This window comes from Nitrospirota bacterium (assembly GCA_040754395.1).
GTDB lineage: Bacteria > Nitrospirota > Thermodesulfovibrionia > Thermodesulfovibrionales > SM23-35 > JBFMCL01.
Window position 1 is genome coordinate 75,236 of sequence record JBFMCL010000007.1, and the last position, 12,750, is coordinate 87,985.

Below are 12,750 nucleotides of genomic sequence, written 5' to 3' on the forward strand. Positions count from 1 at the left end.
TCAATCACGCTTCATTCATTCCGGCTGCATATCTGACAATACATCGGCAAGCCTCGCAAATTCTTCCATATGCAGGGACTCCGGTCTTCTGTCCGGATCTATTGCCGCTTTGTGCAGCCATTCTTTCGGATCTCCCCGCATACCCTTCAGCGAATTCGAGAGCATCTTGCGCCTTTGGGAAAATGCGGTTTTCACGATCCTGAAAAACAGCTGTTCATTCCTGACTTCAACCGAAGGCCTGTCGAGCAGACGGATATGCACAACCGCTGAATCAACCTTCGGTACAGGCCTGAATGCCTCCCCCGGGATAACGAATGCGAAATGCGTTACTGCATAGTACTGGACCATGATCGAAAGCACCCCGTAGTCTTTGCCTCCCGGTGACGCAACAATCCGCTCCGCAACCTCCTTCTGTATTGTCAGCGTCATGGAACAGAGATTTCTCCTCGCCTCAAGAAGCCTGAAAAGTATCGGGGTTGTCACATAGTAAGGGATATTTGCGACAACCTTGAAATCCGGCAGCCCGCCATAGTCGAACTCCAGGGCGTCAGCGAGTATAAGATCAATGTTGCCGAACCCGGCCAGATCCCTTTTCAGCCTGTCATATAACCGTTCATCAAGCTCGATCGCGATCACCCTGCCGGCCTTCTCTGCAAGCATCTTCGTCATTTTTCCATGGCCGGGGCCTATCTCGACAACAAGGTCATAAGGCTCAAGCTGCGCGGCCTGGATGATCCTGCTGATCACTGCAGGGTTATCGAGGAAATGCTGTCCGAGCCTTCTTTTCATTATCCCTGTATCCCTTTTTCTCTATCCTTTGCCCGGCAGGGATTTTTCCGCAGGCATATCCGGCGCACCTTCCTTAACCGAATACAGGATCACCATGCCGATAAGGAAAAATGCTGCCACAGAGAGTATGGCAGGCCGCTGACTGCCGAATGTTACCGACATCTGCCCGAAGACCAGTGGACCGATGATCGCAGACGATTTTCCAACCAGGGAATAGACACCGAAATACTCCGCTTCTCTCCCTTCCGGAATGAACCGGGCATACAACGCCCTTGACGCTGCCTGAACTGTGCCGAGCCCGACTCCTGCACAGGACGCAAGGACCCAGAAATGCGTTTTCATATGCACAAAAAAGGCGAGCACAGAAACAGACGTCCACAGCAGGAGTGCCAGAAACACGACTTTTTTCGGTCCCCACACATCAATTGGCTTTGCCATTACCAGTGATCCGAGCAACGCGGTGCATTGCACAACCAGATAGAGGACAATAAGCTCCTGCGGCTGAAACCCGAGGGTTGTTGCAGCAAATATGCTTGAAAATACAATGACGGTGTTTACGCCGTCCTCATAGACAAGATACGAGAGGAGAAATTTTTTCGGTTCTTTCTTTTTCCATATTTCCCGGAGCGTCACTATCGTATGTCTGATACCCCTCATTCCGGCATGAACGGGTGACAGGGTTCCCCTCTGATCCTGCGGCAGATAAAGAAAGGCCGGAAGTGAGCAGATACCGAAGAAAATCGCCACCATGACCCATGTTTCCCTGAAATGTCCTGAGGCAACCAGCGGAAGGGCGATCAGGAGTGATACGATGGAGCCTGCATAGCCGACCATAAAACCCCAGGCAGAGACCCTGCCCTGATATTCACGGGGGGCGATGCGCGGCAGAAAGGAATTGTAAAAAACAAGCCCCCCTTCCATCCCGATGTTTGCGGCGACGATCAGGAGGAATCCTTCCGCGAGCATTCCTTTTTCGAGAAGGGAAAGACTCGCGATGGCGCAGACGCTCAGCACGGTATAGAGAAAGAGGAATTTCTTTCTGAACCCGCTGAAATCAGCGATGCCTCCGAGAAGAGGTGAGCTCACGGCAACAACCGCCATGCTCAGGGATATCGCCCTTCCCCACCACAGATCGCCCAGACCGGATTCGTTCCCTGCGATGCTGTTGACATAAAACACGGGAAATATCACCGCAATTATGACCGCGGAGTAGCTCGAGTTTGCAAAGTCAAACAGTGTCCAGCTTATGATATGTCTTTTATTCAGGGACATCGGGCATTTTACGCATTACCGTTATCATACCACGACTGGAAAAAGACAAATGCCGCATATCCTGATATAATTTGTCCATGAAAGTGCTTATTTGCGGCGGCAGCGGTTTTATCGGACAGCATCTTGCCGGGCATTTTCTCGATAACGGCCACCAGGTCGTTATCCTGGACAGGAACCGTTCGAGAATAACGTCACCTCAATTGCAGTCTCACGTAGTCGACCTGCTGAAACCTGAGATGTTCAGCAAGGCATGGTTTGAAGGCGTGGATGCGGTAATAAACCTGAGCGGCAAGGATATTTTCACATTCTGGAACAAAAAGGCAAGACAAGCGATCAGGGAAAGCCGGATTGCCGTGAACAGAAATCTTGTCGATTTCCTTTCAGGACTCGGACAAAAGCCGAAGGTGTTTGTCTCAGCCTCTGCGGTAGGATTCTATGGCAACCGTGGGGATTCCGAACTTCTGGAACATGAGGGCCCTGGTCAGGGGTTCCTAGCCGACGTCTGCAAAGCATGGGAAGCGGAGGCACGCCGGGCCGAAAAAGCGGGAATGCGTTCTGTTCAGGTGAGAACCGCACCGGTGCTCCTTAAAACCGGGGGGATTCTCTCCCAGCTGCTCAAATCCATGCATTTCGGGTTCACGCTCATGTTCGGTTCAGGCAATCAGTGGTTTTCCTGGATCCACATGACTGACCTTCTCCGCATCTATTACGCAGCGGCAACTGACCCCGACATATCCGGACCGGTCAATGCCTCTGCGCCGAATCCGGTGCATTTCCGGGATTTTGTCGATCATCTCAGGAAATATAAAAAGGCGGTTGTTGTTCCTTTCCCCGTATTCATGCTGAAACTGATACTGCAGGAGACGGCAGATGTGGTGCTCTTCAGCCAGAGAATGATCCCGGGAAAGATGCAGGAGAAAAAATTCCTGTTCACCTATCCGCTACTGGATGATGCCCTGAGAGATGTCTTTGCCGACACACGGTAGGGTGTTTATACTCCTGTTACTCCCTGCGGGGACGATCGAATAAAATTTATACCCGCAGCCGTGCCGCCAGCATGATCGCTTCGATCATGCTCGAAGGATCTGCAATGCCCTTCCCGGCAATATCATATGCGGTTCCATGGTCCGGGGACGTGCGGACAAACGGAAGTCCGACGGTAACATTCACCCCCTTATCGAAAGCGATCATCTTGAGGGGGATCAGTCCCTGGTCATGATACATGCAGACGACCATATCAACTTCACCTTTGTACGCCTTGTGAAAAAGGGTATCCGGCGGATACGGCCCTGAAATGGGAATGCCCTCTCTTGCCGCCCTTCTTACTGCGGGAATGATAATCTTCATCTCTTCGTCACCGAACATGCCTTTTTCCCCTGCATGCGGATTCAGCCCTGCAACCGCTATCCTCGGCTTTTTTATCCCGAGCATAGTACATGCCCTGTGCGCGAGACGAAGTGTTCTTGCAACTTTCTGTGTGGTAATCAGGCTCGGCACAAGCTTTAATGCGGTGTGGATGGTGACAAGAATAACCCTCAGGGGGCCGCCCGTAAGCATCATCGCATAGTCCTTGGTCCGTGTTAACTCAGCGATCATTTCCGTGTGTCCCGGCCATCTGAAGCCTGCAATCTTCAGCGCTTCCTTGGATATGGGGGCAGTAACGATCCCGTCAACCTTTTTGCTCAGGGCAAGCGCCACGGCCTTCTTTACATAGCTCACACTGGCATTGCCGCCCCTGGCAGTCGGTCTGTGTGCCGGAATCATCCTGCATGCTGCCAGATCGATGAGATCTATAGTCTTCCCGGAATCTCTCGAATCATCAGGAGTGTCAACTGCCCTGATTTTCAGGGGCAGCTTGAGAAGATCAATGGTTTCGTGCATAACGGAGAGATCGCCGATGACTACCGGGGAGCAGCATTTTCTGACCAGGGGAGACAACAGTGACATCAGGACGATTTCAGGTCCTATTCCTCCCGGGTCGCCCATGGTGATCGCGATTTTTTTCATTCCCCGATAATCTTGACCAGCACCCGCTTCTTCCTTCTTCCGTCAAACTCGCCGTAAAAAATCCGTTCCCAGATGCCGAAGTCAAGCCTCCCGTCCGTAACCGCCACCACAACTTCCCTGCCCATGACCTGACGCTTCATATGGGCATCCGCATTGTCCTCTCCCACGTTATGACGATACTGTGAAACCGGTTCATGGGGGGCAAGTTTTTCAAGCCAGACCTCATAGTCGTGATGGAGTCCGGGTTCATCATCGTTGATGAAAACAGAGGCGGTGATATGCATGGCATTTACCAGCACAAGTCCCTCCCGTATCCCGCTTTCCCTGAGGCATTTCTCTACCTCAGGGGTTATGTTGACAAACGCCCGCCGGGTTGGTACATGGAACCATAATTCTTTCCGATAGGTTTTCATGGTGTTGTTATTCAGCGCCTCCTGAGATCTTTTTCTGATCATCTTCCTGATGCAGCTGGACCTTTATACAGGAGTCCTGCCTCAGTTCGCTGATATGCGCCTTGAGGCGCTGGTTCAGTTCTCTTTCGACAAGATAGTTCTCAATATCTTCCCTGACATCATCGAGTGCCTTTCCCTCAAAACTGCTCATATGCCGGGCATAATATGCCTCTATATCTTCCTCCCGTATCCTGATAAACGCCTTGATCTTCAGGTCCACGTATTCCTTGAGCAGGTCTTCCTCAGAGGGAGCTCCCAACCTGATCTTTGCGGCCTCGCGCAGGAGGAGGACCCTGTTGACCATGGTATTCAGCACCTCATCCCTCGTAATATTCGGCGTCACCTTCACAGTATTCTCGAAACGCTTTTCCAGTTCGCTGAGCGTTATCGCCGTATTGTCCACATACGCAACCACCCGGTCTTTTGTCTGCGCGATGAGCACGGCAGGAAAAGCAAGGAAGACGGAAAGAATCACAGGGCATACAAAGAAAAAGGCTCCCTGCACAATGCCCTTCGCTGTTTCAGAATGCATGGCCAATGCTGAAATGCAGTTCACCGGTGCTCTCCCCTTTTTCCTTTTGAAGCTTCCGCCCGTAATCGATCCTGATAGGTCCGACAGGAGTATTGTATCTCACACCAAGCCCTGCCGTAAATCTGAAATCAGAGAGGTCCATATCCTCGGCCTTCACCCATACATTCCCCCCGTCAAGAAAGGCAACGATCCCCAAATTCTTTGTAACGGAAGCCCTGATCTCAACATTTTCCATGAGAAATGCGTTTCCGCCGGTCGGGTTTCCGTCTGCCCCCTTTGGCCCGAGCGTGTCCTGTTCATATCCTCTCACCGTCGTTCTGCCTCCGAGAAAAAAACGCTCTACGATAGGCAGCTCCCTGGTATCATTATATCCTTCTGCAATACCTCCCCTCACAGACGCTGCGAGCACTATCCCGGTAATCAGTTTATGATAGATGTTGCAATGCATCATGAGCTTTACAAAATCCGTTTCCGAAAGGAACACGGGGGTGGTCATCTTCGTGGACACTCCGGCAAGCACCCCTTTGCTCGGATAGAAAGGATTGTCACGCGTGTCATAAATCAGACTCAGCCGGACGCCGCTTATGACGAGCGTCCCCGTGTCCTCCTTGCTCAGGATTACATCAGGTTTCACATCATAGGTTTTGACGAGGGAGAATTCATAGTACAGTTCTGCCTTGATATTCTTTCCCAGCTTCTTTTCCGTTCCGGCATTCGCGCTGTGTCGTGTGAGGCGGTAACGTACATCCCGGGTATCGATGTCGATTTCACGCCTTTTTTCCCCCAGCAGGAACAGGCGGAAAGGAATAGGTTTTTCCAGAAACCATGGTTCATAGTACTGAAACAGGTACCTTTGCTCGATAGTGCTCAGTTCGAGCCGCAAGGAAGCCTGTTTGTTCATGCCCCAGAGGTTCCGGTAGCCGACATCCATGAACCCCCTGATTCTTTCGTAATCCGTATATCCGATACCGAATTCGACAGTCCCTGCATCGCTTTCGCGGAGCCTGACAAGGATGTCCCTTTCCTGTTCGCTTTCATTCAGGGTTCGCAATTCGACATCTGAAAATAGTCCCAGGCGGTAGAGTTCCTGTCTCTCCTGGGTCATCATACTGTAGTCAAAGGGAAGTCCCTCCTTCTTTTTGAGTTCGCGCCCGATAATATGGTATTTTGTCCTGGAATTCCCCGTGATGATCGTTTTCCCGAAAAATACCTTTGCCCCTTCATTTATGGTAAACCCCAGAGTAGCGTTCGTGCCCTCAATCTCTCTCTGCACCACCACCTTCACATCAGGAAATCCCCTGTTGCTGTAAAGCTCAATGATCCTGTACCGGGCATCCGCAATATCAACCTCATTATAGGGATCTCCGGGTTTGAGCCTGATCACCCTTTTTATCTCTTCAGGTGCAATCTGCGCTGCGCCTGTTACAGATATCTGACCTATCGTGGTCTTCTCCCCCTCATTGATGGTTATCACGAGTTTCATCTGCCGGGAAGCTTCATCATAGGAGGTCTCAAAGTCGTCAACAGATACGGACAGATATCCCAGTGCATAATAAAAATTTTTTAGTATCTCTTTGTCCGCTTCAATGAGGTCGGGGTTGTATTTTTTGCCTTCCTTCAGAGAAAGAACGTTCCTGAGTCTTTTCTCGGAAAAGCTGCTCCCCCTGATCGTAATACTGCCCACCTTCACTTCAGGGCCTTCAAAGACAAAAAACTTTACCGCTGCAGAACCGTCTTCCTCTGTAACAACAGGGGCTATCTGTGCAAATGGATATCCGTTTTCATAGTACAATGATATCATCCTGTAGACAGCCTCCTGAACGATATCCTCATTGAAATCCTCGACAGTGAAAAAAGGGATCTCATGCATGAGCGTTTTTTCAGACACCTCTTCATTTCCTTCGATCGAAACGCGGAGCTTTCTCCCGGGATTCACCGCAATACTCAGCTCACCCTCGGAAAAGGAGTAGCTGCTGATCAGCGGCCTGTAGTAGCCCTGTTTCTTCAAAAGAGCCCTTATTCTGGCGATGTCCTTCTTCAAGACAAGCTGGTCATACACATCGCCCTCGGATAATTTCATGAATTCTTTCAGCTCTTCCGCCACACCGGAGATTTTTATCGACTGTATGACTTCGGGGGTTCCCGTTTCTATGAAAAGGCTGATATTGACACGGTAGGGTTCTTCCAGTCTTTCAATCTCAGCTTTGACGCTTGCCCGCGGGTACCCGAGCTGCGCCAATTTGGGGTTCAGATCTGCGACCGCCTTTTCGACCATATCGCAGAGAAGAAACCCTTCTTCTTTAAGGATGAGCATTTCCCTGAGCGTCTTTCCGGAGACACTGAAGTTTCCTTTCAGGGTAATCTTCTCGATGAAGTCCCTTTCAGTGATATCGACAAACACATCTGTCTTTTCTCCGCCTTTCGTTTCGACCGCAATATCCTCGAAGATGCCTTTCATGAAAGCCCTCTTAATGCCGCTCCTGATAATATCTTCATTAATGGTTCCCCCCGGGCTGATACCGAGAAGATGGAGGAGTTCTTCCCGTTCGATGGAATAAAGCCCCTTCACTTCAACATTGCCGACAACAGCAGCCGGCAAAGCCGCAGGGAAAAAGAACCATACAAGAAGCAGGGCACAGAAGAAAAAGGGGGTAAATACTCCCTTCCCCGATACAGGCGGAGCATCTGACAAGGAATTCATCATATTCATTTGAATCTGAACCGCAGCTTCACATCACCCCCGATACTTCCCTTCTCATCCCTCACGCCGATCAGAGAGATGTTCTTGTTGAAGCGGTATTCAACCTTGAGGACTTCTTCGACCTGTGATCCCCACAGGGTGCTGTAGGTAACAAAAAGTTTATCTCCTAATAGCCGCTCGGAAACCGTTACTTTCGGACTCACGGTGCTTGTTGTCTTTGATATGCTCGGTTCAACCTGGAACCTGTCTATTCCTGTGATGGTCCGTACCCGCTCTTCAAGCACATCCTGAACCTCACCAGTCAGAAAAGACGTCGCCTCTCCCGCGCCGATACCTCCCTCGAGCCCTTTGAGTTCCTTGCCCACATGGCCAACAGTCAGCAGGGCAAGCACATCAACCTCTTCAAGGTGTGGATCAGACGATAGGGAGAGATTAAACTGGTCCATCTCTCCGTCAAGGTTCAGCGTAATATTATAGCCTTTCACATCTGTCTCTGCGGTGAGATTGATGACTGGCTTGATCCTGTTGGGGTCCGCAAAGTCAACGCTCGCATAGATGATCCTGAACTCGTTGTTCTTGAAATAGGCGTACCCGTCCTTTGTCTCGAGCCTTCCGAACAGGATGGGATTCGACAATGTCCCTTTGACGATCATGTCACCCCGTATGTTTACAGGGGCCCGTGCAATATTATTGTCGATGGAGATATGGTCACTTCCGGAAATCCTTATATTGAGTTCAGCTTTTTCGAGAACCGACACCTCTGTTTTCGGCGTCTCGATTGCCTTTGCGGTAAGCAGCCACCGTCTCCATTCGACCATCTGCCTGTATGTCGCCCTGTTGATTTTTATGTCACCTGTAATGCTCTGTGCATCTTTCGTCCCCTTGTACACAAGGTCTCCGCTGAAATTTATCGAGAAATCCCGGTCAAGCACCGGGGCAATATTGTCGAGTTTCGCCTCAAGATAGTATTTCCTGGGCGTAAATCCCTTAAGGTAAAGAATACCTGACAGGGCAATATTGCCGCCTCCAATCTTTCCTGAAAGCCTCTCCAGCACGACTCTGTCACCTTCGATGTAGAGATAGCCGTTGATCGAACTCATGTAGGCAGCATAATCCCTGAGGCCGAAAGAGGCGTCAAACAGGTTCATGCCTCCGTTGATCTCTGGCTGCTCCCATTTCCCCTTCACCGCAAAGACGAAATCCGCATCTCCCTTCAGATATCCTATCTTTTTTGACAACCCCTTCAGCGGGGAAAGAGACGAACTGCCGTTCATCACAATATCATATTCCCTGCCGATTTCCATGCCCCCTTTGAGGCTGAAGGAGGTTGCACCGCTTCTTACCGCGAATGCCCTGAAAGACAGCTTCCTGTTTTCCATCTGAAAAATGATATCGGAATCATTCGAGAGGGTCTGCCCGAACAGGGCAAGGGTCAGGTGGGCAATACGCACAGATGCCGAAATGTTTTTCCTGTCACCCTTCATCTGGACATTGCCTTCGAGATTAAGCTGGAGGTCTTCAGGAACATCTTTGAGGACTGAACTGACAATGAAATCATATCTTCCCGGCTGGAAGGAGAGTTCCGCATTCCAGGGGAGCGCATCATTGAGATATCCGTGTCCTCTCAGCTTCATCCTCTCATTAAACAGGGCGGCGTTCACCGTAATGTTCCTGTTCCGTATGAGCGCCTGCACGATGCCCTTCCCCATGTTCCTCCCCTTGAACGTGCCTCCTTCAACTGTGGCATTCAGCTCTATGGACGGGTTATCAAAGGTGCCGTGTCCTTCCGAGCGGATGCGCACTACTGCGTCATCCGGCATACGGTCAAGTCCGAAATCCCTGATGAAAACTTTTTCCGACGAAATGCGGTAGGAAAATCTCCCGTCATAGGAAATACTTCCCTCCCCGGTCAGATTCGAATTCCTCTTCCTGACGGAAACCCCTTTCAAGGAGAGCTCTTCATTCGCATATGCCAGGGACATGGATGCGGTATCAAAAGGAACCTTGTATACCGAGGCCTTCTCGAGATATGCCTTTCCTGTCAGATACATTTTTCTGTCTCTGCTGCCGATCCTGATATCCGCGTTCATCCGGCCCTGGCCTGAAAAATCCCGGTAGAACATGCGGACAGTCTGCCCGAGTTCCGCATTCCTGAGGGTTGCTTTCAGGTCATACACCGGCATCAATAATTCGAAGAGTTCTTTTGCGTCCGGGAATGAGATCTTCCCCTGAAAACTGTGCTCCTGCCCCGGTGCCTTCAGGGACGAACTGCGGATTTCAAGGAGCTTTTTCTGATATGCAAAATCCGCAGTAACGCTGTGCAGCGGATAGCCTTCAATCACGACGTGGGAAAGATCGGCCCTGCCGGACATTTTCGGATTGTCAAAATGGCCGGTGAGCTCCCCGGAAAATTCTCCGCGACCCGTAACTTCCCGGTAATACGGCAGCGTAAGGTCTGAGATGTTCCCTGCCGAAAGCCTGCTTCTGAAAGTAAGCTGTTTGCGGGGGATGTCAACGGTCCCGTTCAGATTCAGGTTTGATACTGAAGTAGTAATCAGCAGGCTGGGGAATGATACGTTGCCGTCCCGCAGGGAAAAATTTCCCTTGATATCCCTGATTCTGTACAGGACATCTTCGACAGGTTGCTGCTGTCCCTGCTTCCTTGTTCTTTGCCCCGCACTTAAGGATCGGTACACAAACTTTCCGTCCGGATTGAATGCGCTGCCGGAGGTTGACAGTTCTCCTTCAACCTTGCCATCAGGGATGTCAGGCTCCCACCCTATCAGCTTAAGGATCGGCCTGCTGTCAGCATTCCTGAATTTCACATTCAGCGTGTAAAAGTCAACAACAGGGAGGTGTATTAACGCATCTGCCTCGGCCGAGCCGTCATACAGCGATGCACGGCCCTTTTCGAACTTCATTTCTCCATCATGGTAGAATACCTCGCATTTGAGAGAGTCTATGTCGACGCCATAGAGATTTCCCTTTCTGAGCCTGGTCTCGGCTGTCCCCGTGATATCGGAAAGGCGTCCCTTAATATCACCCTTGAAATCAACAAGTCCCTCAAGCTGGTCTTTCACTTCCAGCAGTTCCATGAGAGTCTGGAGATAGAAATCGCCGCTCAGCTTGAGATCCAGAAATATATCCTGCAGGCTGAACCCGGCCTTTTTCCCTGCTTCAAGCCTTACCTCCGGACGCAGACGATCCGCCCTGAGAGAAAGCTCTTCTCTTCTGCTTTTCTCGAGCCTGATCACGCCTTTTGCAGCAATCCTCCCGTCGCCCCTCTGTCCCAGCCTGAAAATACGTTTTATTGAATCCATAATCAGCGCCACATCAGTCGTTAGGCTGCCCTGCTCTTTGGAGTAAACTCCCGCGGTTTTCAGCCGGGACCCATGTGAGCCTATTTCAAGGTGCTTTATCTCAACCTTCTCCTTTTTCACTATGATGGCGGTATTGATATCGCATTCTATTTTCGGCCATCCCTCTTTTTCCAGGACAAGCTCCTTCACTGTGGCTTTTATCCTCTCGTATTCACCCAAAATTAGTTCTCCGGCCAGACCTTTTATGCTTACCGTACCATGCAGATCATTGTCTCTCAGATTGGCCGTGCCCTTCACGATCTCGACAACCTTAACCTTCACCTTGAATACAGTCTTTTTTTCTTCCTCAAGATACGCCTTTATGTTATGTACTATACCTTCTATCTGCGTTCGTTCGGCTGAGATGTCAGGCTGGTATATTGCCAGCCTGCGAATTGTAATATTTCTGTCGAACAGTCCCGGGAGTTCAACATACCCCTTCACCTTTTCGACTGAAAGGATCTTCCCTTCTTCCTGACTGGTTACTGTTAATCCTCTGGCTTCTATGAACAAAGGGAACAGATTCAGATACATCTTTTCGGCGGTGACTTTCTGGCCTGAAGCCTGCTGCAGCTCGGGAAGGATGACATTCTTCAGGGCATCTGATACATACCGCCCACGCGCAAGGAGCATGCCCGCGATGATGATCGCGGTAAACAGGATAAGAAATGCTAGTTTTTTCCGCCCTTTTCTCTTCGGTTGCGCTATGTTTTCGTATTCGGTCATCCTGTAATATTCAATCTATTTATTTTAACAGTTCCCTGTCTTCTTGACCATGCTGACAGCAGGTTCCCGTAAACCGCGTTTGACAAAACCGCCATGAGTTTTTAGAATGTGAAAAAAGCAGGACTACACCTGAAAAAGTATGTCATACTAAGAATGTATGCGGTGTCTTAAACTGTTACACCTGTCGAAATAACCCAATGTGGAGGATATTATGCTTAAGAGGCTTGCAGCGGCAGTAGTGTGTATTTTTCTTTTTGCCGGTACGGTTTCCGCAATCGAATTCTCGGCCGACACCATCTCGACGTATAAGGGTGAGCAACGGGTAGAGGGCAAGATGTACTTTAAACCTGACAAGTTCCGCATGGACATAAAGACGTATGAGGACATGTTCATCATCACAAGGATCGACAAGAAAGTGGTATGGAATATCATGCCCGAACAGAGGATGTACATGGAGATGCCTTTTGACCTCACACATAAACCGAAGGTTGAAGAAAAATTCGAGGGTGAGATAGAAAGAAAGGAAGTCGGCCGTGAAACCATTGACGGACACCCGACCATAAAATATCTGATCACATTTATCACGGAGAACAAAAGGGAACAGGCATATCAGTGGCTGGCCACTGATATCAATTTCCCTGTCAAAATGTCCGCAGTCGACGGGTCATGGACCCAGGAATACAGAAATATCAAGATTACCGGACAACCGGACAGCCTTTTCGAGGTCCCGGCAGGATTTCAGAAGATGCAGATGCCCCAGATTCCGGGCGGGCTCAATTTTCAGCACATGAAATAACGCACTGAGGTGCACTACAGCATTATTCGATGTATTGCAGGGAACCTGGTCACAGATGCTTATATGCGGAAAAACAGGATCGGGACGACTTCCCGGTCACTTGTCATCATCTGCTT

The 12,750-nt window shown here is 50.1% G+C and carries 9 protein-coding genes; 2 read left to right on the forward strand and 7 right to left on the reverse strand.

Going from position 1 to position 12,750, the window contains the following annotated elements; translation table 11 throughout:
- Positions 1-15: 15 nt before the first annotated feature.
- Together rsmA and AB1552_05235 are read right to left on the reverse strand one after the other, a co-directional pair.
- On the reverse strand, positions 16-789 hold the full coding sequence (gene rsmA / locus AB1552_05230) for a 16S rRNA (adenine(1518)-N(6)/adenine(1519)-N(6))-dimethyltransferase RsmA (protein MEW6053180.1): 774 nt from the start codon (positions 787-789) through the stop codon (positions 16-18).
- A 21-nt stretch (positions 790-810) separates the two neighbouring features.
- Complete coding sequence (locus AB1552_05235; protein ID MEW6053181.1) at positions 811-2,061, reverse strand: MFS transporter; 1,251 nt, start codon at positions 2,059-2,061, stop codon at positions 811-813.
- Positions 2,062-2,138: 77 nt separating this feature from the next.
- Here AB1552_05235 and AB1552_05240 point away from each other — a divergent pair, with 77 nt between their 5' ends.
- Positions 2,139-3,047: a TIGR01777 family oxidoreductase gene (locus AB1552_05240; protein ID MEW6053182.1), complete on the forward strand. Its 909-nt coding sequence runs from the start codon at positions 2,139-2,141 to the stop codon at positions 3,045-3,047.
- 46 nt (positions 3,048-3,093) lie between these two features.
- Here AB1552_05240 and pdxA read toward each other — a convergent pair whose 3' ends face one another.
- From pdxA to AB1552_05265, 5 genes are read right to left on the reverse strand one after another with little or no spacing between them, the layout of a single operon-like run.
- The gene (gene pdxA, locus AB1552_05245; protein ID MEW6053183.1) at positions 3,094-4,068 is read right to left on the reverse strand and encodes a 4-hydroxythreonine-4-phosphate dehydrogenase PdxA; all 975 of its coding nucleotides are present in this window, start codon (positions 4,066-4,068) and stop codon (positions 3,094-3,096) included.
- The gene (locus tag AB1552_05250; protein MEW6053184.1) at positions 4,065-4,481 is read right to left on the reverse strand and encodes a secondary thiamine-phosphate synthase enzyme YjbQ; all 417 of its coding nucleotides are present in this window, start codon (positions 4,479-4,481) and stop codon (positions 4,065-4,067) included. The genes pdxA and AB1552_05250 overlap by 4 nt, the downstream gene beginning before the upstream one ends.
- Before the next feature lie 7 nt (positions 4,482-4,488).
- Positions 4,489-5,052 carry a hypothetical protein gene (locus tag AB1552_05255; GenBank protein MEW6053185.1) on the reverse strand — a complete coding sequence of 188 codons (564 nt, stop codon included), beginning with the start codon at positions 5,050-5,052 and terminating at the stop codon, positions 4,489-4,491.
- A complete protein-coding gene (gene bamA, locus AB1552_05260) occupies positions 5,042-7,744 on the reverse strand; it encodes an outer membrane protein assembly factor BamA (GenBank protein MEW6053186.1) in 2,703 nt (900 codons plus the stop codon). Before bamA ends, AB1552_05255 begins: the two co-directional genes overlap by 11 nt.
- 14 nt (positions 7,745-7,758) lie before the next feature.
- Positions 7,759-11,838, reverse strand: a complete 4,080-nt coding sequence (locus AB1552_05265) for a translocation/assembly module TamB domain-containing protein (protein ID MEW6053187.1) — start codon at positions 11,836-11,838, stop codon at positions 7,759-7,761.
- Positions 11,839-12,049: 211 nt separating this feature from the next.
- Here AB1552_05265 and AB1552_05270 point away from each other — a divergent pair, with 211 nt between their 5' ends.
- Positions 12,050-12,634, forward strand: a complete 585-nt coding sequence (locus AB1552_05270; GenBank protein MEW6053188.1) for a DUF4412 domain-containing protein — start codon at positions 12,050-12,052, stop codon at positions 12,632-12,634.
- Positions 12,635-12,750: the final 116 nt, after the last annotated feature.

What these genes read in the sequence shown, in the direction of transcription:
- rsmA (MEW6053180.1), bottom strand. Translation starts at nt 789, where the DNA reads ATGAAAAGAAGGCTCGGACAGCATTTCCTCGATAACCCTGCAGTGATC.
- AB1552_05235 (MEW6053181.1), bottom strand. Translation starts at nt 2,061, where the DNA reads ATGTCCCTGAATAAAAGACATATCATAAGCTGGACACTGTTTGACTTT.
- AB1552_05240 (MEW6053182.1), top strand. Translation starts at nt 2,139, where the DNA reads ATGAAAGTGCTTATTTGCGGCGGCAGCGGTTTTATCGGACAGCATCTT.
- pdxA (MEW6053183.1), bottom strand. Translation starts at nt 4,068, where the DNA reads ATGAAAAAAATCGCGATCACCATGGGCGACCCGGGAGGAATAGGACCT.
- AB1552_05250 (MEW6053184.1), bottom strand. Translation starts at nt 4,481, where the DNA reads ATGAAAACCTATCGGAAAGAATTATGGTTCCATGTACCAACCCGGCGG.
- AB1552_05255 (MEW6053185.1), bottom strand. Translation starts at nt 5,052, where the DNA reads ATGCATTCTGAAACAGCGAAGGGCATTGTGCAGGGAGCCTTTTTCTTT.
- AB1552_05265 (MEW6053187.1), bottom strand. Translation starts at nt 11,838, where the DNA reads ATGACCGAATACGAAAACATAGCGCAACCGAAGAGAAAAGGGCGGAAA.
- AB1552_05270 (MEW6053188.1), top strand. Translation starts at nt 12,050, where the DNA reads ATGCTTAAGAGGCTTGCAGCGGCAGTAGTGTGTATTTTTCTTTTTGCC.